Origin of the sequence: Rhodococcus pyridinivorans, from assembly GCF_900105195.1 — a bacterium.
Classification (GTDB): domain Bacteria; phylum Actinomycetota; class Actinomycetes; order Mycobacteriales; family Mycobacteriaceae; genus Rhodococcus; species Rhodococcus pyridinivorans.
This window is the reverse complement of sequence record NZ_FNRX01000002.1, coordinates 116,189-136,491: the sequence shown is the minus strand read 5'-3', so window position 1 is coordinate 136,491 and position 20,303 is coordinate 116,189. Positions and strand designations below refer to the sequence as shown.

Below are 20,303 nucleotides of genomic sequence, written 5' to 3'. Positions count from 1 at the left end.
GAACATGACCACCGTGGATCGCATCGCGGATCCGTGGGGTTCGCGCACACCCTACGGACGCGGGCAACGCTGGCCCACCCGCGTCGACACTTTTCTCGCCGACGGACTGACCGAGGACGATGTCGACAGATGGGTGCAGTCGGCGACCATCCTGCATTCCAACGGCGACGGCCTCGACATCGCCGTCAAGGACGGACGCATGGTGGGGGTGCGCGGACGTGCCGTCGACCGGGTCAACCACGGGCGGCTCGACCCCAAGGATCTGTTCGGCTGGCAGGCGATCCACTCGGAGGACCGGCTCACCGTGCCGTTGATCCGCCGCGACGGCAAACTCGTCGAGACCGACTGGGACACCGCGATGGATGCTGTTGCCGGTCGCACGAAACAACTGCTCGACGAGCGCGGCCCCAGTTCGGTCGGCTTCTACACCACCGGGCAGCTGTTCCTGGAGGAGTACTACACCCTCGCGCTCATCGGTCACGGTGGCATCGGCACCAACCACATGGACGGCAACACGAGGCTGTGCACAGCGACGGCGGCTGCCGCCCTCAAACAGTCCTTCGGGTGCGACGGCCAGCCCGGCTCCTACACCGACATCGATCATGCCGACGTCATCGCGCTCTACGGACACAACATGGCCGAGACGCAGACGGTGACATGGACGCGGGTCCTCGATCGGCTCGCCGGACCGAATCCGCCGGCCGTGATCTGTGTGGATCCGCGGCGGACGCCGGTCGCGCGGGCCGCGACGGTGCACCTCGCCCCGCGCCCGGGCACCAACGTCGTCCTCATGAACGGGCTGTTGCACGAGATCCTGCGACGCGGGTGGATCGATGAGAAGTACATCGAGGACCACACCGTCGGATTCGACGAACTGCGCACCCAACTCGACGACTATCCCCTCGAGAAGGCCGCCGAGATTTGCGACGTCCCCATCGAGGATCTGCGGGAGGCCGCTCGACTGCTCGGCACGGCGGAGCGGCTGCTCTCGACGGTCCTGCAGGGCTTCTACCAGTCCCATCAGGCCACCGCGGCTGCCGTGCAGGTGAACAACATCCATCTCGTGCGCGGCATGCTCGGTAGGCCCGGTTGCGGAGTCCTCCAGATGAACGGGCAGCCCACCGCGCAGAACACCCGCGAATGCGGCGCCGACGGCGACCTGCCGGCCTTCCGCAACTGGGCCAACGAATCGCACGTCGAGGACCTCGCCCGGGTGTGGAACATCGATCCGATGCGGATCCCGCACTACACCGCGCCCACCCACCTCATGCAGATGATGCGGTACGTCGAGGACGGCTCGATCCGCTTCCTCTACGTGAGCGGGACGAACCCGGCGGTGTCCCTGCCGGAACTGCGCCGGGTGCGTGAGATCCTCTCCCAGGACAGGCTTTTCCTCGTTGTGCAGGACATCTTCCTGTCGGAGACCGCGCAGCTGGCCGACGTCGTCCTGCCCGCTGCGACCTGGGGTGAGAAGACCGGGACGTTCACCAACACCGACCGGACCGTGCACCTGTCGGAGAAGGCCGTCGAACCACCCGGACAGGCCAGACCCGATCTCGACATCTTCGTCGACTACGCGCGCCGGATCGATCTGCGTGACAAGGACGGAGACCCGCTCGTGAAGTGGTCCACGCCCGAGGAGACATTCGAGGCGTGGAAGGAGTGCACGGCCGGGCGGCCCTGCGACTACACGGGCATCACCTACGAAAAACTACGTGGCGGAAGCGGAATCCAGTGGCCGTGCAACGCCGACGCACCCGACGGGACCGAACGTCTCTACGAGGGCGGAAAGTTCTGGGCCGCACCGGACTACTGCGAGAACTACGGACGGGACATGGTCACCGGAGCGCCGGTCGAACCCACCGAGTGCCGGGCGCTGAACCCCTTCGGCAAGGCGATCATCAAGGCGGGTGAGTATCTTCCCCCGCATGAGACGGTCTCCGACGAGTATCCCTATCTACTCACCACCGGCCGCACGCTCTACCACTTCCACACCCGCACGAAGACCGGCCGCGCCCCGCAACTGCAACGCGCGGCACCGGAGGTGTGGGTGGAGATGTCGGCGGGCGACGCCGAGCGGCACGGCTGGTCGGAGGGCGACCTGCTGCGGATCGACACCCCGCGCGGGCACGTCACCGCGCGGTTGCGGATCAGCGGGATCCGGAACGGGGTGCTGTTCCTGCCGTTCCACTACGGCTACTGGGACACCCCGGCGGGCCACGAACCGGCGCTCGAGGGGCGCGCGGCCAACGAACTGACCTTCACCGACTGGGACCCGGCGTCGAAGCAACCCCTGTTCAAGTCGGGCGCCGCGTGCGTCGAACGGGTCGCCGTCGCCGAGGGCGGGCCGTCCGCGGCACCGACCACCACCGCCTCGGCACCGGTCTCCGGCAGCGTGCCAGCCACCTCGGGTGGACCGGACGCCGAGATCACCGAGACGCTCGACGACGGAGGACCGCGATGAACAAGGTCTCCCTGGCGATCCGCGAACTGCACCGCTCGGAGAACGACCTGGCGACCGAACTGCTGCGCACGGCGGACCGGCACAAGGTCGACCACGAGATCTTCCACGTTGCGCGTGACATCGCCGGCTGGTCGCAGCAGCATGTGCGCGAACTCGCCCGCGCCGGCCACGACTACGACCTCGCCCTCTCCGAACGCTGCCATCCGCAGACCCTGCGCCAACTGCGCTGGGCGAACGCGAAACTCAAGGAGATCGCAGCGCAGACGGTCATCACCGACTGAGCGACGGCACCGTCAGGGGCGTTCGAATCTCTCCTCGCGCCCGAGTCTGCGCAACCGGATCCACTCGCGCAGACCGGCCGGGTCGCGGCGCGTGATCAGGAAGTACCAGCCGAACCGCACCCATTCCTGGGGCAGCAACCGGCGCAGTCCCGGCTGCGACAGCAGGTAGCCGCGGTTGCGGTAGGTGAAGAAGCGCTTGGTGTCGTTGTCCGGATACTGCGTGTGCATCCGGCCGCCGAGAATCGGCTTGAACTCGTCGGCACCGTCCGGGTGCAGATAGGCCGTCTGCAGGCAGGTGCCGAACGGCAGTCCCGAGCGGACGAGACGCCGGTGCACCTCGACCTCATCGCCACGGACGAACAGGCGCAGGTCGGGCACACCCACCGCGTCGATCGCCGCGGCGGTGAAGAGCGCACCGTTGAACAGCGAGGCGATGCCGGGCAACAGGTCCTCGTCGCCGAGTTCGTGCCGCCACCGCCGCCACACCACACCGCGACGCAGCGGGAAGGCGAGGCGGTCGGGTTGCGCGATGTCGCACACGACCGGCGACACCTCGGCCAGGCCGTTGCGTTGCGCGCAGTCGAGCAGCGTCGCGAGCACGTCCGGTCCCTCTGGGCGGCCGTCGTCGTCGGCGAGCCACACCCGGTCGGCTCCCAGCGACAGCGCGTACAGGATGCCGAGGGCGAAGCCGCCTGCTCCACCGAGATTGTGCTTCGAGCCGAGATAACTCGTGGGCAGGTCCACCGCGTCGACGAGCTCACGCACCGCGTCCTCGTCGCCGTTGTCGACCACCACGAGATGGTCGAGCGGACGGGACTGCGAGGCAAGAACTTTCAGCGAATCCGCCAGCAGTTCGCGTCGGCGGTGTGTGACGACGACGCCGATGATCCGTTCGTCAGCCACCGTTCGAACCCGTCGAGGCCGCGGCGTCGGAGGCGGACTTCGCGATCCGCTCACGCTCGAGCTCGTGGAGGATCGTGCGCACGTGATCGCCGGCCTCGTCGCCCTCGTAGGCGCGCACCACGTGCTCGATGTCGCCCTGCTCGCGGATCTGGCCGTGGTCGATCCACATCGCCTGGTCGCACAGTTGGGCGAGGAACTCGTTCGAATGGCTGGCGAACACGAGGATGCCCGAGCGCGCGACGAGATCCTGCAGACGCACCCGCGCCTTCTTCATGAACTCCGCGTCGACCGCGCCGATGCCCTCGTCGAGCAGCAGGATCTCGGGATCGATGCTGGTGACCACGCCGAGCGCGACACGCACCCGCATACCGGTCGAGTAGGTGCGCAGCGGCATGTTGAGGTAGTCGCCGAGCTCGGTGAAGTCCGCGATCTCGTCGACCTTGGCCAGCATCTGCTTGCGGCTCATCCCGAGGAACATGCCGCGGATGATGATGTTCTCGTAGCCGGAGATCTCCGGGTCCATGCCGACGCCGAGGTCGAACACCGGCGCGACGCGACCCTTCACCCGAGCGTGGCCGCGCGTGGGCTCGTAGATCCCGGAGAGCAGACGCAGCAGCGTGGACTTGCCGGCACCGTTGTGGCCGACGAGCCCGACGCGGTCGCCTTCCTTCAACGACATCGTGATGTCGCGCAGAGCCTCGACGACCACGACATCGGAGTCGTTGCGGCCGATCGCCCCGCCCGCCTTACCCAGGAAGGCCTTCTTCAAGGACCGGGTCTTGGCGTCGAAGATGGGAAAGTCGACGCACGCGCCGCGCGTTTCGATGCTGACCCGACTCACGATGCTGCTCCAGACGCTGACACGGGACCCGAGCGTACCCGTCGCGCCGATACCCGAGTCCCGGGGCGTACCCGGTGGGACTACAGGTACTGGCCGGTTCCGGGGTGGGTCTGACCGGGAAACGATTGATCGTTCTGGCCGCGACCGCCCTGCGCGACGCCGGGAGGAAGCGCTCCCTGACGCATCTGCTCGAGCTGGGCACGAGCCGCCATCTGCTGAGCGAACAGCGCTGTCTGGATGCCGTGGAACAGACCTTCGAGCCAACCGACGAGCTGAGCCTGCGCGATGCGCAGCTCGGCGTCGGAGGGCACCGCGTCCTCACCGAAGGGCAGCGCGAGCCGCTCGAGTTCCTCCCGCAGATCGGGGGCGAGGCCCTGACCGAGTTCGCGGATGGACGACAGGTGGATGTCCTTGAGCCGGGTGCGGCTGGCGTCGTCGAGCGGCGCGGCCTTCACCTCTTCGAGGAGCTGTTTGATCATGGTGCCGATCCGCATGACCTTCGCCGGCTGCTCGACCATGTCGGCCAGGGATTCGCCGCCGTTCTCGGTCTTCTCCTCCTCCGGCCGGCCGTCGGCCTCCACGCGGGCCGCCTCCTCGCGGGAGACACGGATGGGCCGGCCGCCGGGGCCGATCACGAGAACCTGGTCGTTGTCCGGATGCGTCATGGCTCCATTCTCCCTTTCCCACCTCGGGGGTGCCCGGTTACCCGAGGGACCCGGAGTGCCGGGTACCCCGATCGAGCCTACCGAGAGGGCAACGCCGAGTGCAGGTACGGCGCGTCCCATTGACATCGGGACCTAGAGTGTCTGCCATGGCTTACGACGTTGCCCGGATCCGGGGGTTGATCCCCTCGCTCGGGGACGGGTGGATCCATCTCGATCCACGGGCCGGTATGCAGATCCCCGATGTGGTGTCGCGCACCGTGTCCACTGCCTTCCGTAACTCGGCCGCGTCGTCGACCGGACGGCACCTGTCGTCACGTCGCAGCGCCGCGATCCTCCAGGAGGCGCGCGTCGCGGTCGCGGAACTCGTGGGTGCCGATCCGGACGGGGTCGTCCTGGGCCCGAGCCACGCGGTGTTGCTCGCCTGGCTCGCCGAAGCACTCAGTTCCCGCCTCGGGCTCGGCACCGGCATGGTGCTCTCACGGCTCGACGACGAGGCGAACATCGCTCCCTGGTTGCGGGTCGCGAGCCGCTACGGCGCGCAGGTGCGCTGGGCCGAGGTCGAGATCGAGACGTGCGAGCTGCCCACCTGGCAGTACGAGGAACTCATCACGCCCACCACCCGGCTCGTCGCGCTCACCGCGGCGTCGTCGATCGTCGGCACCGCGCCCGACGTGCGAGTCGTCGCGGATCTCGTCCACGAGGTCGGTGGGCTCATGGTCGTCGACGCCGCGGGCGCTGCCCCCTACGCCCACGTCGACATCGACGATCTCGGCGCCGACGTCATCACCGTCGACATCGCCTCGTGGGGAGGCCCGCAGATCGGTGCGCTCGTCTTCTCCGACCCCGCGCATCTCGAACGGGTTCCGGCCATGTCGCTGAACCCGCACGCGCGCGGCGCCGAACGCCTCGAGGTGGGCGGTCACCAGTTCGGTCTGCTCGCCGGTATCCCTGCGTCCATCGACTTCATGGCCTCACTGGACGACGACGCCACCGGTTCGCGCCGCGAGCGTCTCGACATCTCGATCAGCTCGATGCAGAACTACCAGGACGTGCTGTTCGACCGTCTGATGCGACAGCTCGACAGTCTCACCGGCGTGATCGTGCTCGGCCGCGCGTCGAGCCGCGTCCCCACCCTCAGCTTCACCGTCGACGGGGTCCCGGCCGAGAAGGTCGCCGCGCATCTCGCCGACCGCCGCATCGCGACGGTGGCGAGCACCCGCGGATCGAGCCGGCTCCTCGACTCCCTCGGCGTCAGCGACGAAGGGGGAGCGGTGAGCATCGGCCTCGCCCCCTACACCACGAGCTTCGAGGTCGATCAGCTCGTCCGTGAGCTCCGCAACCTCTAGTTCCGTTCGATCCGCAGCACGACCTTCCCGACGGTCTCGGGGCTGTCGAGCAGTTCGTGCGCCTGTGCCGCCTCGGTGATCGGCAGCTCGGCGTGCACGACGGGATGGACCTTCGCCTCCTCGATGAGCGGCCACAGATCGGCGCGCACGGAGTCGATGATCGCGCTCTTGCCCGACGGCCCCGAGTCCGGACGGCCGCGCAGACCGGTCGCGATGACGTGACCGCGCTTGGCGAGCAACTTGCCGAGGTGCAGTTCACCCTTCGTGCCACCCTGCATGCCGATGACGACGAGCCGTCCGTCCGGAGCGAGGACGTCGATGTTCCGGGACAGGTACTTCGCACCCATGTTGTCGAGCACCACGTCGGCGCCACCGAAGGCAGTGCGCACCTCGGAGACGAAGTCCTGTTCGCGGTAGTCGATCGCCAGGTCGGCGCCGAGTTCGCGGCAGCGGTCGAGTTTGCCGGCCGAGGCCGTCACCGCCACCTTCGCGCCGAGCGCCTTGCCCACCTGGATGGCATGTGTGCCGATGCCTCCGCCGCCACCGTGGACGAGCAGGACGTCGCCGCGCTTCAGGCCGGCGGTCATCACGACGTTCGACCACACCGTGCACGCGATCTCGGGAAGCGACGCGGCGACCGCGATGTCCATGCCCTTCGGGACGGGCAGCAGCTGGGAGGCAGGGACCGCGACCTTCTCGGCGTAACCGCCACCGGTGAGGAGAGCACAGACCTTGTCGCCGATGTTCCAGCCCGTCACACCCTCGCCGAGTTCGGAGATCACTCCGGAGCATTCGAGGCCCAGGATGTCGCTCGCCCCCGGGGGCGGCGGGTAGAGGCCGCGCCGTTGCAGCAGGTCGGCGCGGTTGACCGCGGTCGCCGCGACATCGAGAAGTACGTGCCCGGGAGGCAGGTCCGGGTCGGGCTGCTCGGTCCACCGGAGAACTTCTGGACCACCGGGTTCGGTGGCGACGATTGCATACATGTGTTCGACGCTATCGCGTGCGGGGCAGTGAGGAGACGATCACGCCGCTCGCCGCGCGCTCACCTGCTCGAAGCTACCGTGCGGTAACCGGATCGGGCCGTCGGCATTACACTCCCGGCGTGACCAGCGAACGAGACGAACCCAAGTGGCTGACCGCAAAGGAGCAGGAGGCCTGGCGTCTCTACATGGACGGCAACAACCGTCTCATGAGCGCCCTCAGTCGGTCTCTCAACGACCGACACGACCTGTCGCTGGCGGAATATCGGATCCTGGTCATGCTCTCCGAAGCCCCCGAGGGCGCCCTGCGCATGAGCGATCTCGCCGACGGCGTGCTCTCCTCACGCAGCCGGCTCACCCATCAGATCCGGCGGATGGAGCAGGAGAAGATGGTCGTGCGCAGCTCGTGCCCCGACGACGGTCGCGGTGTGCTCGCCACCATCACCGACGAAGGCAGGCGGCGTCTGGCGGAGGCCGCCCCCACCCACGTCGACGACGTGCGCAACTACCTCATCGACCTGCTGTCGGCCGACGAGCTCGACATGCTGGCGCGGGTCTTCGCGCGCGTCGAGCACACTCTGGCCGACTGCTGAGGTCGCGAATCGGTTATGCCCTGCTTGCGCGGAGCGGTTAGGATCTGCCACGGAAGCGTGGCAGAGCGGCCGAATGCACTCGCCTTGAAAGCGAGCTTGGGTAACACCAACGGGGGTTCAAATCCCTCCGCTTCCGCCACGGAAGAGGTTCCGGCACTCGTCAGGGAGTCGGAGCCTCTTCTCGTTTCTACCGCCGGGTGGCGACCATCTTCTCCTCGAGGATCCAGGTGCGCCCCTCGTCCCCAGCTTCCGTCGAACCGTGAGAAAGCCCCGAGCTTCGGGTCGGCGACGCCGGTCAGAAGAGTGGCACCGAGAGGATTCATGCGGCCGGTGTGCCCGCGCCGTGCGGGCATGTCCCCGGTTCCCGTGGACCGATCACATCTGTCAGCTCGGTCCGGCGGCCACCGCTCGTTCCACGGCCGCGGCCGCACCGTCGTGCCAGGGCTCACCGTGGCCGACGAGGACGTGCTTCGCGCCGGTGCCGGCGATGGCCGCCAGCGAGGCGAGGGCGGTCCTGCTGTCGGCGGTCGCCGCACCCGAGACGATCTGCGGACCGCGCCTGTCCGTGTACGGATCGAGGGTGACGATGGCGTCGCCGACGATCACGGTGTCGCGGTCCGGGAGATGCAGCGCGCAGTGCCCGTAGGTGTGGCCGGGTGTGTGCAGGGGGACGGGGCGGCCCGGCAGGTCGAGCGGTTGGGAGTCCTGGAAGAGCGTCACGTCGTTGACCCCGCGCACCCACAGCGCACCGGCCACGGTCATCCGGGCGAGAACGGGGATGCAGGCGGGATATCGAACGGGACAGAGCAGCCGGTTGCGTTCGTGCTGGTAGCGATAGGGGTGGGCGGCGAGGAACTTCTCGTCGCGATGCGCCCATACCGGAACCCGCCACCGTTCACGCAGCCGCTTCGCCGACCCGACGTGATCGAAGTGGGCGTGCGTGAGGACGACTCCCTGCACGTCGTCGATCCGGCGACCGATGCGTGAGATCGCCTCTTCGATGCGACCAGCGGTCGCGGGTAGTCCCGTGTCGACGACGGTCACTCCGGCGTCGTCCTCGATCAGGTAGACGTTGACGTCGGCGTGCGCGAGGCGATGCACGCCCGGTGCGACATCCGTGTGGAGCATGGTGGCCCTTCGCTCGGGTGAACGTGCGGGTTCAGCTGTGTCCGTCGATCTCGTCGGCGATGAAGGCGGCCCACGACCGCACCTCGTCCTCGCCTGCGGACGGACTGAACGACCGGTAGTCGAGCGCGGCGAGTTCGGACACCAGATCCGTTGTGTCCTCGGTGCTTTCGTCGCCCACCGCGAACAACCACACGAGCTGCTGACTCAGCCCGGAGGCCCGCGACGACAACAGTTCGACGGTGTCGGGCGAGTACTCGCCGGCGTCGACCTCGCCTCCGAAGACGACGCCCTCGAACTCTTCCGACCGCTCGAGATCGGAGGTGTCACCGACGGTGACGTCGATGTCCCGCTCTCCCAGCGCGTCGGCGACGAGCCGGGCGATCTTCTGTGCCGGACCTTCGGGGCTGTCCGTGACGACGAGAACGGTCATTGTGTCTCCAGCATGTTCGGCGACTTGGGTTCACTGGTGCGTTCCCGGTCCCCGAGGGGCGGAAACATGCCCCCGGCCGTGTCAGCGGTAGACGCCGAGTGCCCGCACCCCCGGCGCCCCCGACCGGCGGACGAACTCGGAGTCGGCGAGGCGTTCGTCCGCACCGAGATCCAGCGACAGGTCGACGGTGGTGGCGAGCCGGTAGGGCTTGCTCTCGATCACGTCCCCGATCGCGCGTCGCAGTCGCGACACCTCGGCGCGGACCGACACGGCATGGTCGTCGTCCCCGTAGAGGGCCCGGCTGAGCGCTGCGACCGTCATGCCGTCCGGGCCGCGCTCGTGCAGCAACAGCAGGATCTCGGCCTGACGTGCGGTGACGATGCTGTGCCATGAGTCGTCGTCCCCGAAGACCTCCACTGTGGGCGACGACGACACGTGCAGCACCATCCGCATGCGCGACGACGAGGCCGCGCCGCGGATCAGCCAGCCGTGCGAAAGCCGCTCGGGCACACACAGTCCCATACCGGGAACGGTCAGTGGGCGTGCGTGCCGCGGAACCGCGACCCGCTCGGCGGCGATACCGGAGGCGTGCGCGACCCAACCGTCCTCGTCGACGAGCAGCACCGGTCCCCGCGTCGACGACAGCAACGGAGCAGCCTCGGTGCGCAGCCGTTCGAGTCGCACCTCGTGCCGTCGCCACAGTTGTGCTTCGGCGAGCCGGACGGCGGTGTCGACGAGGGCGATGATGGCCGGGTGCAGGGTCAGCGCGGGACCGCTGACGTCGACGATGCCCAGCAGGTCGCCGCGGATCGGATCGTGGATCGGCGCAGCGGTGCAGTACCAGGGATGCTGGGTCGTCTCGAAGTGTTCACCCGAGAACAACTGCACGGGCGCGGCCTCCGCGAGCGCCGTGCCGATGGCGTTCGTGCCGACGGTCGACTCGGTCCACACAGTTCCCTCCTGGAAACCGAGGGCGTCGGCGCGTGACCGGATCGGTGCCGAACCGCTGCGCCAGAGGATCACGCCGTCGGCGTCGGTCACCACCAGCAGCAGATGCGAGGCGTCGGCGACGGGTGTGATGACCTGCTCGAGATCGCCGATCACCGCGGAGAGGGCGGACGCGCGGCGACGTCGCTCGATCTCCGCGACGGGCAGCCGGCTGCGTTCGTTGGTGCCGGTGGGATCGAGGCCCGCGTCGAGCACGCGCTGCCACGAACGGGACACGAGCGGACGGGGTCGCATGGGTGACCGGGCGCCGCCGATGACCGCGTCGTGCATCCGCGTCAACTCGCGCGCGTAGCGCGACAGGTCGGTGCCGGGCGCGATCGCGCTGAACGTGGTCACGGTCTCCTCTTCGTCGTCGTCCTCGGAGCATAGGTGGCAAATGTGTGCTGCGCCACAAGTGGGGCGCCGTGCAACGTGACGCAACGCTTGCGGGGAACTGGCCGCGGGGAGTGTCCTGGATCACATCACCACGGGAAAGGACTCACCATGACCGACACCCTCGACAAGCCCACGACCTCCGGCACCGCGACGCCCGACGAACGCGTCGACGCCTGGTTGCAAGCTTTCGAAACCGCCCTCGCACAGCGCGATGTCGACGCCGCTGCGGGCCTGTTCGGCACCGATTCCTTCTGGCGCGACCTGGTCGCCTTCACCTGGAACCTCAAGACCGTCGAGGGACGCGAGGGCGTCTCGGACATGCTGCACGCGCGACTCGCCGACACCGATCCCAGCGGCTTCCGCACCACCGAACCAGCGAGCGACGACGACGGCGTACTCAGCGCCTGGATCGCGTTCGAGACCGCGGTCGGTCGCGGCGTCGGCCACCTGCGTCTCAAGCGCGACGAGGAGAGCGGCCAGGACCGCGCCTTCACGCTGCTGACCACGATGCAGGAGCTGAAGGGATACGAGGAGAACAAGGGCACGCGTCGTCCCCGCGGCACGAAGCACGGCGCCGACAAGCAGAGGGTCACGTGGTCGGAGCAGCGCGAGATCGAGGAACGCGAACTCGGTTACACGCGTCAGCCCTACATCGTGATCATCGGTGGTGGTCAGGGCGGTATCGCGCTCGGTGCGCGCATGCGTCAGCTCGGTGTTCCCGCAATCGTGCTCGACAAGCACGACCGTCCCGGCGACCAGTGGCGCAGCCGCTACAAGTCGCTGTGTCTGCACGACCCCGTCTGGTACGACCACCTGCCGTACATGCCGTTCCCCGACAACTGGCCGGTCTTCGCGCCCAAGGACAAGATCGCGGACTGGCTCGAGATGTACACGAAGGTGATGGAGGTCCCCTACTGGTCGAAGTCGGAGTGCACCTCCGCGAGCTACGACGAGGCAACGGGCGAATGGACCGTCAACGTCCTGCGCGACGGCGAACCGGTGGTCCTCCGGCCGAAGCAACTCGTCATCGCGACCGGCATGTCGGGTAAGCCGAACATCCCCGACTTCCCCGGCATGGACCTGTTCCGCGGCGAGCAGCACCACTCGAGCGCCCACCCGGGTCCGGACGCCTACGCCGGCAAGAAGGCCGTCGTGATCGGTGCCAACAACAGTGCCCACGACATCTGCGGTGCCCTGTGGGAGGTGGGCGCCGACGTCACCATGGTGCAGCGCTCGTCGACGCACATCGTCCGGTCCGATTCGCTGATGGATCTCGGTCTCGGCGACCTGTACTCCGAGCGGGCCCTCGCCGCCGGCGTCACCACCCAGAAGGCCGACCTGACCTTCGCGTCCCTGCCGTACCGGATCATGCACGAGTTCCAGATCCCCATCTACGAGAAGATCCGCGAACGCGACGCCGAGTTCTACGACCGGCTCGAGAAGGCGGGCTTCCAGCACGACTGGGGTGACGACGGTTCGGGCCTGTTCATGAAGTACCTGCGTCGCGCATCCGGCTACTACATCGATGTCGGTGCCTCGGAACTCGTCGCGAACGGCGACATCAAGCTCGCCCACGGCAACGTCCGCGAACTCACCGAGACGTCGGTGATCCTCGAGGACGGCACCGAACTCGAGGCCGATCTCGTCGTCTACGCGACCGGCTACGGCTCGATGAACGGCTGGGTCGCCGACCTGATCTCGCAGGAGGTCGCCGACAAGGTGGGCAAGTGCTGGGGCCTGGGCTCCGACACCACCAAGGACCCCGGCCCCTGGGAGGGTGAGCAGCGCAACATGTGGAAGCCCACGCAGCAGGACGGCCTGTGGTTCCACGGCGGCAACCTGCACCAGTCGCGGCACTACTCGCTCTACTTGGCGCTGCAACTCAAGGCGCGCTACGAGGGCCTCCCGACCCCGGTCTACGGGTTGCAGGAGGTGCACCACCTCCGCTGACCGACACAGCTCTCCCACGCGTCGCTCCCGCCGCCCGGCGGGGGCGACGCGGCCGTGGATCCTCCGATTCGTCACGAATAGGAGGGTGAATATTAGGGTCGCGTGCAGGTCCGCTTGACCGGGTACAGGTAGTGACTGTGAGATCACTGCAGGTCGTCGGGGGACGGGGAGTTCGATGGTGAAGAGACGCGCGGCGGCTGTAGCGGTGGCCCTGATGGTGCCGGTCTCCGGCACGACGATCGCCCATGCCCAACCGATCCATGCACAACCGGCGCACGTGCAGCCGGTGTCGGCCAGGATCGACCATGTCGAGCGGGTCGGCGACAGGCAGACGAAGCTGTTCGTCCACTCGGCCGCGATGAACCGGGTCGTGCCGGTGCAGGTGCTGCACCCGGCCTCGGCGGGGCCGCGCCCCACCCTCTACCTGCTCGACGGCGTCAGCGCCGGCGAGGAGTCCGAGTTCCGCGAGAGCACGTGGACCCAACGCACCGACATCGCGGAGTTCTTCGCCGACAAGAACACCAACGTCGTCCTTCCCGTGGGTGGCACCGCGAGCTACTACACCGACTGGAACAACCCCGACCCCGTGCTCGGGATCAACAAGTGGGAGACCTTCCTGACCGAGGAACTACCCCCGCTGATCGACGCCGAGTTCGACGGCAACGGCACCAACGCCGTCGCGGGCCTGTCGATGGGCGCCACCGGGGCGATGTCCCTGATCACCCGCAATCCCGACCTCTACCAGGGAGTCGCGGCGCTCAGCGGTTGCTACGACATCTCCAGCGACCGCTCCCGCGACACCGTCCGCGGAACCGTCGCGTACAAGGGCGGCAACCCCGACAACATGTGGGGACCGCCCGACGACGCCCGATGGGAGGAGCACGACTCCTACCTGCTCGCCGAGAAGCTGCGCGGCAAGGAGGTCTTCCTCAGCACCGGCAACGGCCTGCTCGGCCCGCACGATCTCGGCGCCGGTCAGGACGTGCTCACCGTCGGCGCGCCGCTCGAGATCGGCACCTTCGTGTGCACCGTCACCTACGACCGTCGCCTCCGCGAACTCGGTATCCCCGCGCAGGTCGTCTACCGCCCGTGGGGCACGCATTCGTGGGGCTACTGGCAGGACGACATCAAGGCCGCGTGGCCGACCCTCGCCGACGCACTCCGACTCCGCTGATCGCGCGTCGACGGCACCGTCTCAGTGGAGGCGGATGCGGCCGACGGCCGGCGGCTCCACGCGTGAGCGGGTCGCCAGATAGTTGTTGAGGGCGTCGAGATCCTTGCCCGCGCCGACCAGTCCGCGCGCTTCCGTACACACGGTGAAACCGTCTCCGCCGCCGGCCAGGAAGTTGTTCATCACGACCTTGTACACACGCTCGGGGTCGACGGCCTCGCCGTCGATCGTGATCGAACGGATCCGTTCGCCGCGCGGCGCCAGGCGGTCGAGCGTGTAGGTCAGATTGTGTGAGGGCGCCAGGATGCGTTCGACCTCCGAGCCGACCGGGCTGTCCTGAAACTGCTGCTCGAGCAGCACGTCGAGTTGGGCTCCGGTGAGGTCGAGCACCTGCAGCATGCTCCCGAAGGGCTGCACGGCGTAGGTCTCCCGGTACGAGACGGTGCCGTCGCCGGCGAGGAGGTCGCCGCGGAGTCCGCCGGGGTTCATCAGCGCGATCTGCGCGCCGAGATGCCGCGTCGCCGCGAGTTGTGCGTCGGCCACCAGATTGCCCAGCGCCGACTCTCCGCTCGGGCTCTCGCTGCGCGTGACGTCGGAGCCGATGCGCGCGATGGACCGGTTCGCGACCTCCGCCGACTTCTCGACTGCCCGGTCGACGAACTCGAGAGTGGTCGGATCCGGATCGATGTCGTGCGTGACGACCTGCGTGAACACGACGGTTCGGTCGCGCAGCACCTCCCGGCTCTGCCGGTCGATGACGAGGTCGGCGACCGACAGGATGCGCCCGTGCGAAGCACCCTGCACGACGGTGCGCGGCCTGCCCGCCGGGTCGGTGTAGGTGCAGTTGAAGTGCCGGTCGCCGTCGGAGGTGACGATGAGGTCCACGTCGGGGGAGACGGACGTCGCGATCGCCGCCGCTCCGTCGTCCCCGCTCGGACACGGATCGTCGCCGTCGATGGCCCCGATGTCGCCCTTGTAGAGCACCACGATCGAACGGACGCCGAGCGCACCGAGGATGTCGGCGGTGCGGTTGACAGCGGCGATCTCGTCCTCGAACTGCAGTCCCGCGATCGCGTCGGGCCGGATGATGTCGGGGGTGTTGCTCGGCACGACACCGATGACGCCCACGGGCAGTCCGTCGACGTAGTCGATGCTGTAGGGGAGTGCGGCCGGTGTGCCGTCCGTCGTGGTGAGGTTGGCGCCGAGGATCGGGAAGTTCGCGCCCTCGAACGGTTCGGTGTAGAGGCACCCTTCCTTCGGGTGGCAACCGCCGTCCCGCAGTCGCTCGAGTTCGGCGTAGCCGCGGTCGAGTTCGTGGTTGCCGAGGGTCGCGGCGGTGAGATCGAGTTCGTCGAGCAGGGCGATGGTCGGCTCGTCGTGGAACAGGCCCGACTCGAGCGGCGACGAACCCCACGTATCGCCCACGGCGTAGAGCACGGAGTTGTCGGCCTGTTCCCTGAGCTGCCGGACGTAGGCGGCGAGATAGGCCGCACCCCCCGCGGGGACCGAGACGCCGTCCGACCGGACGACCTCGCCGTGCAGTCCCTGCGGGGGCAGCAGATTTCCGTGCAGGTCGCCGAATGCGATCACCCGGAGCGGGACGGCGTTCGAGGGGATTGTGCTCGTCGGCGCGGCTCCGGCAGGTGCCGCACCACCGAAGGCGACCAGTGAGCCGACGACTGCGCAGGCCGACAGGGCGCGCCGCACCTTGCCTGCCCCCATGCAGTTCCTCCGCCACCCGACCCGATCCGACCGCCCGAGTCTGTCAGGGCCGGATCACGCCACCGATACCCAGCTATAACGGTTGGGTCTCGTCACAGGATCAGCCGATGCCGGCGAGTGCCCGTCCCTGCCCGGTTGCGAAGTCGAGGAAGAGGTCGTTCTCATGCGGGTCGCCGATCGTCACCCGGGTGCCCTCGCCCGTGAAGTTGCGGAGCACCACGCCTGCCTCCGCTGCGGCTTCGAAGAACGCGGCGGAGCGTTCACCCAGCGGCAGCCAGAGGAAGTTCGCGGCACTCGTGGGCACCTCGTAGCCGGCCTCGACGAGTGCCGCGTGGACCCGTTCCCGCTCGGCGACGACGCCCTCGGTGCGCGCGAGCAACTCGGTCGCGGCGGCGAGCGAGGCCACGGCAGCCGTCTGGGCGAGCGAGTTCACGGAGAATGGGGTGTGGACCTTGCTCAGCGCCGTCACGACGGACGGGTCGGCGACCGCGTATCCGACGCGGATACCGGCGAGACCGTAGGCCTTGGAGAAGGTGCGGAGCACGACGACGTTGCGGCGACCCTCCGCGAGCTCGAGACCGTCGGCCAGATCCTCACCGGGCTCGGGGCGGACGTACTCGAAGTACGCCTCGTCGAGGGCGACGACGATGTGCTCGGGGACGGCGTCGAGGAACTGCGCGAGCTCCTCCTTGCCCAGCAGCGACCCGGTGGGATTGTTGGGATTGCACACGAAGATCAGCCGCGTGCGGTCGGTGATCGCGGCGAGCATGGCCTTCAGGTCGTGACCGTGGTCCGCGGTGTTCGGGACGCGCACGGCGGTCGCGCCGGCGACGGCCGCGATGATCGGGTACGCCTCGAACGACCGCCACGCGAAGATCACCTCGTCGCCCGCATCGCACGTGATCTGCACGAGCTCCTGGCACAGGCTCACCGATCCGCAGCCCACGGCGATCTGCTCGGTCGGGACGCCGAGTCGTTCCGACAGTGCCGCGATGAGCTCCGTCGCGCTGTTGTCGGGGTAGCGGTTGAGGCCGGCGGCAGCGTCGGCGATCGCCTCCCGGACGCTGGGGAGCGGACCGATGGTCGTCTCGTTGCTGGCGAGCTTCACCGCACCGGGGAACGAGCGGCCCGGAACGTAGGCGGGGATCGATTCGAGGTCGGGGCGGGTCTGTGGAGTCACGAGCCGATTATGCGCCTCGTCGTGTGACCGCCGGTCGGCAGGATGGGGGAGACCGTCCATCTACACGCCTCTGACCAGGTGTTTTGCGTTTCCCTTGGGGGCATGTGTAATGTTTCGATCCGGCGGTTCGAGAGCATCGAATCCCCGAGGAGGCGTGCCAGAGCGGCCGAATGGGACTCACTGCTAATGAGTTGTCCCCCTTACCGGGGACCGGAGGTTCAAATCCTCTCGCCTCCGCCAGTTGGTGTAGCGTCACCAACGACAATTGAATACACATGCGCCCGTAGCTCAACGGATAGAGCATCTGACTACGGATCAGAAGGTTAGGGGTTCGAATCCCTTCGGGCGCACACACGAAAACCCTCACCGGTACTCCGGTGAGGGTTTTCTCGTATCTGGTTACGGAGTCGCCACGACACAGAATCGACACGGCTTGCTGACCGGCTTCAGCGACATCTTTGTGGCTATCTTCACTCCGCAAGGGGCGTCACGTGACTTCCCCGGACTACAGGAGGGTGTGTGCAAGATCGGTCCTGGTCCAACAAACAGATGGAGATTCTTGCCCAGTGCCTCCGTGACGTTTACATCCCCAAGAGCAAGGTTCTATCAGAGTGTGTGACCGCAGTCATGAGGTGAACGCCACCCTCCCCGGTCCTGCGCTACGAGTGAACGTTCCGTCTTCGTGTCGAGCTGACCCTCCACCTGGAGTCGGGGACTCGATCGTTCGTGTCCCCGGTCGGAGATCCTGCCGGTACCGCAGGTGATATCCGTCTATTGACGAGCCCGCTGGGGTGGAAGTAGATTTCGTACCACTCTCAAAAAGTTAACGAGAATTCGCACGATGGTCCGGCAACGGCGGTCGCGCTCTGCGGGGAGAAGACATGGAACTTGCGTGGTCAGAGGCCGACGCCGCCTTCAGAGACGAGGTGCGATCGTTTCTCGAGGAGAAGCTGACGCCCGAACTGCGGCGGGCCGGCCGACTCGCGACGAGCGTGTACTCCGACCACGAAGCGAGCATGGAGTGGCAGCGCATCCTCCACGAGCGTGGTTGGGCGGCGCCGGCCTGGCCGGTCGAGTACGGCGGATGCGACTGGACGCAAACGCAGCACTACATCTTCAGCCGCGAGTCGATCCTCGCGGGCGCCCCGAACCTGTCGCCGATGGGCATCCGCATGGTCGCGCATGCGATCGTCGCCTACGGCACCGAAGAACAGAAGAGCTACTTCCTGCCCCGGATCCTCACAGGTGAGGTCTTCTTCTGTCAGGGCTACTCCGAGCCCGAGGCCGGCTCCGACCTCGCGTCGCTCAGCATGGCGGCGGTCGACGACGGCGACGACCTGATCGTCACCGGCAGCAAGATCTGGACCACGCACGCCACCGAGGCGAACTGGATGTTCGCGCTCGTGCGCACGTCGAAGACCGGTCGCAAGCAGCAGGGCATCACCTTCCTGCTCATCGACATGACCTCGCCCGGCATCGAGATCCGCCCTCTGGTCATGACGTCCGGTGAGGAAGTGCAGAACCAGGTCTTCTTCGACGGTGTGCGCGTCCCGAAGAAGAACGTGCTCGGGAAAATCGACGACGGCTGGACCGTCGCGAAATACCTGCTCGTCTTCGAACGCGGGGGAGCGGCGGCAGCGCCGGCCCTGCAGGTCATGGCCGAACGAATCGCCGAGGAGGCCGCCGAACAGCCCGGTCCGTCGGGTGGCAGGCTCATCGACGATCCGGCGTTCTCCGCCAAGCTCGCCGAGTCACGTATCCGCACCGACGTACTCGAGATCCTCGAATACCGCACTCTTGCAGCGTTATCCGCGGGCAAGAACCCCGGCCCCGCGTCGTCGATGCTCAAGATCCTGGGCACCGAACTCAGCCAGACGATCACCCGGCTGACCCTCGAGGCGGCCGGTCCGCGCGGTCGGGTCTACCAGCCGCACATCACCGCGCCCGGTGGTCCGGTGGCCGACTACGTGCCGCCCGCCGACGGTTACGTCAGCGGTGAGGAGTGGCAGGCTGTCGCGCCGCTGCGTTACTTCAACGACCGCGCCGGGTCGATCTACGCCGGCAGCAACGAGATCCAGCGAAACATTCTCGCCAAAGCAGCATTGGGGCTCTGATGGACTTCGGTTTGAGCAAGGAGCAGGAGCTCCTTCGTGATTCGGTCACCAAGTTCCTCGCCGGTCGCTACGACCTGGCGCAAAGCCGGAAGGTCGCGACCACCGGCGAAGGTTGGCAACCGGAGGTGTGGCGGGCATTCGCCGAGGATCTCGGAATCCTCGGGGCCACGCTCCCGGAAGAGGTAGGGGGGATGGGCGGCGGACCGGTCGAGTTGATGGTGGTGTCCGAGGCGCTCGGGCACGCACTCGTCATCGAACCGTACGTCGACACGGTCGTCCTCGGGGGCGGGCTGCTCGGTCGTGCAGGGGTCGATCGAGCCCGGTCCGTCCTCGAGGCGATCGCTGCCGGTGAAGCCGTCACGGCGTTCGCCGCGACTGAGCCCACCTCCGGATACGTCTTCCACGACGTGTCCACCACCGCGCGTCGCGAGGGCGACGAGTGGGTCGTCGACGGTGAGAAGACCGTCATCACCAGCGCTCCGCTCGCAACGCACCTGCTCGTCACCGCCCGCACGTCGGGCGAGCGCACCGACACCGACGGCATCTCGCTGTTCCTCGTCGACTTCGACCCCACGAACCCGCCGACCGGTGTGGAGATCCATTCCTACCGCACGATCGACGACCGACGCGCCTCCGACATCGTCTTCTCGGGTCTGCGACTGCCCGCCGACTCGTTGCTCGGCGAGGAGGGCAGCGCATGGCCGTCCGTCTCGCGCGGCATCGACGAGGCGACCGCCGCCGTGTCCTCCGAAGCCGTGGGTCTGATGCGCAAGGTGCTCACCGACACCGTCGAGTACGCCAAGCAGCGTCAGCAGTTCGGTCAGCCCATCGGCAGCTTCCAGGCACTCCAGCACCGCATGGTCGACATGTACATGGAGGTCGAGCAGGCGGTGTCCGCCGTCTACCTGGCCGTTCTTCATCTCGACAGCGACGACGCCACGCGGGCACGCGCGGTCTCGGCCGCGAAGGCGACGATCAGCCGTGCGGCACGCTTCGTCGGCCAGAACGCCGTCCAGCTCCACGGCGGCATGGGCATGACGGAGGAACTCGCCGTCGGGCACTACTTCAAGCGACTGACCGCGATCGAGTACGAGTTCGGCACCGCCGAACAGCACGTCGCCCGGTACGCACAGCTCACGAAGGGCTGATCGG

The 20,303-nt window shown here is 67.8% G+C and carries 17 protein-coding genes and 3 tRNA genes; 11 read left to right on the top strand and 9 right to left on the bottom strand.

Annotated features, from left to right (window positions below):
* Positions 1-4: 4 nt before the first annotated feature.
* Positions 5-2,464, top strand: a complete 2,460-nt coding sequence (locus BLV31_RS01310; RefSeq protein WP_064061119.1) for a molybdopterin oxidoreductase family protein — start codon at positions 5-7, stop codon at positions 2,462-2,464.
* Entirely contained in the window at positions 2,461-2,745 is a 285-nt protein-coding gene (locus BLV31_RS01305; RefSeq protein WP_064061118.1) for a hypothetical protein, read from the top strand. Before BLV31_RS01310 ends, BLV31_RS01305 begins: the two co-directional genes overlap by 4 nt.
* A 12-nt stretch (positions 2,746-2,757) precedes the next feature.
* Here BLV31_RS01305 and glfT1 read toward each other — a convergent pair whose 3' ends face one another.
* The 3 genes from glfT1 to BLV31_RS01290 all read right to left on the bottom strand — a co-directional run bounded on the left by glfT1 (position 2,758) and on the right by BLV31_RS01290 (position 5,154).
* The gene (gene glfT1 / locus BLV31_RS01300; RefSeq protein WP_016692663.1) at positions 2,758-3,648 is read right to left on the bottom strand and encodes a galactofuranosyltransferase GlfT1; all 891 of its coding nucleotides are present in this window, start codon (positions 3,646-3,648) and stop codon (positions 2,758-2,760) included.
* Positions 3,641-4,492, bottom strand: a complete 852-nt coding sequence (wzt, locus tag BLV31_RS01295) for a galactan export ABC transporter ATP-binding subunit Wzt/RfbE (protein ID WP_139192994.1) — start codon at positions 4,490-4,492, stop codon at positions 3,641-3,643. The genes glfT1 and wzt overlap by 8 nt, the downstream gene beginning before the upstream one ends.
* A 77-nt stretch (positions 4,493-4,569) precedes the next feature.
* Entirely contained in the window at positions 4,570-5,154 is a 585-nt protein-coding gene (locus BLV31_RS01290) for a bacterial proteasome activator family protein (protein ID WP_064061116.1), read from the bottom strand.
* Positions 5,155-5,300: 146 nt separating this feature from the next.
* Here BLV31_RS01290 and BLV31_RS01285 point away from each other — a divergent pair, with 146 nt between their 5' ends.
* Positions 5,301-6,500 carry a cysteine desulfurase-like protein gene (locus BLV31_RS01285; protein WP_024102719.1) on the top strand — a complete coding sequence of 400 codons (1,200 nt, stop codon included), beginning with the start codon at positions 5,301-5,303 and terminating at the stop codon, positions 6,498-6,500.
* Here BLV31_RS01285 and BLV31_RS01280 read toward each other — a convergent pair.
* Positions 6,497-7,483, bottom strand: coding sequence for an NAD(P)H-quinone oxidoreductase (locus tag BLV31_RS01280; protein WP_006553482.1), 987 nt, complete (start codon positions 7,481-7,483; stop codon positions 6,497-6,499). The genes BLV31_RS01285 and BLV31_RS01280 overlap by 4 nt on opposite strands.
* Before the next feature lie 119 nt (positions 7,484-7,602).
* Between BLV31_RS01280 and BLV31_RS01275 the strand changes: the two genes are divergently transcribed.
* Together BLV31_RS01275 and BLV31_RS01270 are read left to right on the top strand one after the other, a co-directional pair.
* Positions 7,603-8,073 carry a MarR family winged helix-turn-helix transcriptional regulator gene (locus BLV31_RS01275; RefSeq protein ID WP_064061115.1) on the top strand — a complete coding sequence of 157 codons (471 nt, stop codon included), beginning with the start codon at positions 7,603-7,605 and terminating at the stop codon, positions 8,071-8,073.
* Between the two features lie 51 nt (positions 8,074-8,124).
* Positions 8,125-8,212: transfer RNA gene (locus tag BLV31_RS01270), tRNA-Ser, on the top strand.
* A gap of 245 nt (positions 8,213-8,457) precedes the next feature.
* Here BLV31_RS01270 and BLV31_RS01265 read toward each other — a convergent pair.
* The 3 genes from BLV31_RS01265 to BLV31_RS01255 all read right to left on the bottom strand — a co-directional run bounded on the left by BLV31_RS01265 (position 8,458) and on the right by BLV31_RS01255 (position 10,975).
* Positions 8,458-9,201 (bottom strand): MBL fold metallo-hydrolase, encoded by a 744-nt coding sequence (locus tag BLV31_RS01265; RefSeq protein WP_064061114.1) that lies wholly within the window; start codon positions 9,199-9,201, stop codon positions 8,458-8,460.
* Between the two features lie 31 nt (positions 9,202-9,232).
* Positions 9,233-9,631, bottom strand: a complete 399-nt coding sequence (locus BLV31_RS01260; protein ID WP_006553498.1) for a flavodoxin domain-containing protein — start codon at positions 9,629-9,631, stop codon at positions 9,233-9,235.
* 81 nt (positions 9,632-9,712) lie between these two features.
* A complete protein-coding gene (locus BLV31_RS01255) occupies positions 9,713-10,975 on the bottom strand; it encodes a helix-turn-helix domain-containing protein (RefSeq protein WP_019290322.1) in 1,263 nt (420 codons plus the stop codon).
* A gap of 147 nt (positions 10,976-11,122) precedes the next feature.
* Between BLV31_RS01255 and BLV31_RS01250 the strand changes: the two genes are divergently transcribed.
* Both BLV31_RS01250 and BLV31_RS01245 read left to right on the top strand, forming a co-directional pair.
* A complete protein-coding gene (locus tag BLV31_RS01250) occupies positions 11,123-12,964 on the top strand; it encodes an NAD(P)/FAD-dependent oxidoreductase (protein ID WP_064062118.1) in 1,842 nt (613 codons plus the stop codon).
* Between the two features lie 175 nt (positions 12,965-13,139).
* The gene (locus tag BLV31_RS01245) at positions 13,140-14,138 is read left to right on the top strand and encodes an alpha/beta hydrolase (RefSeq protein WP_064062119.1); all 999 of its coding nucleotides are present in this window, start codon (positions 13,140-13,142) and stop codon (positions 14,136-14,138) included.
* A 21-nt stretch (positions 14,139-14,159) separates the two neighbouring features.
* Here BLV31_RS01245 and BLV31_RS01240 read toward each other — a convergent pair whose 3' ends face one another.
* Both BLV31_RS01240 and hisC read right to left on the bottom strand, forming a co-directional pair.
* Complete coding sequence (locus BLV31_RS01240) at positions 14,160-15,857, bottom strand: bifunctional metallophosphatase/5'-nucleotidase (RefSeq protein ID WP_064062120.1); 1,698 nt, start codon at positions 15,855-15,857, stop codon at positions 14,160-14,162.
* A gap of 100 nt (positions 15,858-15,957) precedes the next feature.
* Positions 15,958-17,037 carry a histidinol-phosphate transaminase gene (gene hisC / locus BLV31_RS01235; protein ID WP_064853102.1) on the bottom strand — a complete coding sequence of 360 codons (1,080 nt, stop codon included), beginning with the start codon at positions 17,035-17,037 and terminating at the stop codon, positions 15,958-15,960.
* Between the two features lie 148 nt (positions 17,038-17,185).
* Between hisC and BLV31_RS01230 the strand changes: the two genes are divergently transcribed.
* The 4 genes from BLV31_RS01230 (at position 17,186) to BLV31_RS01215 (ending at position 20,299) form a co-directional block, all read left to right on the top strand.
* Positions 17,186-17,277: transfer RNA gene (locus BLV31_RS01230), tRNA-Ser, on the top strand.
* Positions 17,278-17,314: 37 nt separating this feature from the next.
* Positions 17,315-17,387: transfer RNA gene (locus BLV31_RS01225), tRNA-Arg, on the top strand.
* 531 nt (positions 17,388-17,918) lie between these two features.
* Positions 17,919-19,151: an acyl-CoA dehydrogenase family protein gene (locus BLV31_RS01220; protein WP_064062007.1), complete on the top strand. Its 1,233-nt coding sequence runs from the start codon at positions 17,919-17,921 to the stop codon at positions 19,149-19,151.
* The gene (locus BLV31_RS01215; protein WP_064062008.1) at positions 19,151-20,299 is read left to right on the top strand and encodes an acyl-CoA dehydrogenase family protein; all 1,149 of its coding nucleotides are present in this window, start codon (positions 19,151-19,153) and stop codon (positions 20,297-20,299) included. Before BLV31_RS01220 ends, BLV31_RS01215 begins: the two co-directional genes overlap by 1 nt.
* Positions 20,300-20,303: the final 4 nt, after the last annotated feature.

Excerpts from the sequence above, each read along its gene's own strand:
- BLV31_RS01280 (WP_006553482.1), bottom strand. The coding sequence starts at position 7,483 with ATGTATGCAATCGTCGCCACCGAACCCGGTGGTCCAGAAGTTCTCCGG.
- BLV31_RS01265 (WP_064061114.1), bottom strand. The coding sequence starts at position 9,201 with ATGCTCCACACGGATGTCGCACCGGGCGTGCATCGCCTCGCGCACGCC.
- BLV31_RS01285 (WP_024102719.1), top strand. The coding sequence starts at position 5,301 with ATGGCTTACGACGTTGCCCGGATCCGGGGGTTGATCCCCTCGCTCGGG.
- BLV31_RS01260 (WP_006553498.1), bottom strand. The coding sequence starts at position 9,631 with ATGACCGTTCTCGTCGTCACGGACAGCCCCGAAGGTCCGGCACAGAAG.
- BLV31_RS01220 (WP_064062007.1), top strand. The coding sequence starts at position 17,919 with ATGGAACTTGCGTGGTCAGAGGCCGACGCCGCCTTCAGAGACGAGGTG.
- BLV31_RS01305 (WP_064061118.1), top strand. The coding sequence starts at position 2,461 with ATGAACAAGGTCTCCCTGGCGATCCGCGAACTGCACCGCTCGGAGAAC.
- BLV31_RS01215 (WP_064062008.1), top strand. The coding sequence starts at position 19,151 with ATGGACTTCGGTTTGAGCAAGGAGCAGGAGCTCCTTCGTGATTCGGTC.
- BLV31_RS01240 (WP_064062120.1), bottom strand. The coding sequence starts at position 15,857 with ATGGGGGCAGGCAAGGTGCGGCGCGCCCTGTCGGCCTGCGCAGTCGTC.
- BLV31_RS01290 (WP_064061116.1), bottom strand. The coding sequence starts at position 5,154 with ATGACGCATCCGGACAACGACCAGGTTCTCGTGATCGGCCCCGGCGGC.
- BLV31_RS01245 (WP_064062119.1), top strand. The coding sequence starts at position 13,140 with ATGGTGAAGAGACGCGCGGCGGCTGTAGCGGTGGCCCTGATGGTGCCG.
- BLV31_RS01310 (WP_064061119.1), top strand. The coding sequence starts at position 5 with ATGACCACCGTGGATCGCATCGCGGATCCGTGGGGTTCGCGCACACCC.
- BLV31_RS01250 (WP_064062118.1), top strand. The coding sequence starts at position 11,123 with ATGACCGACACCCTCGACAAGCCCACGACCTCCGGCACCGCGACGCCC.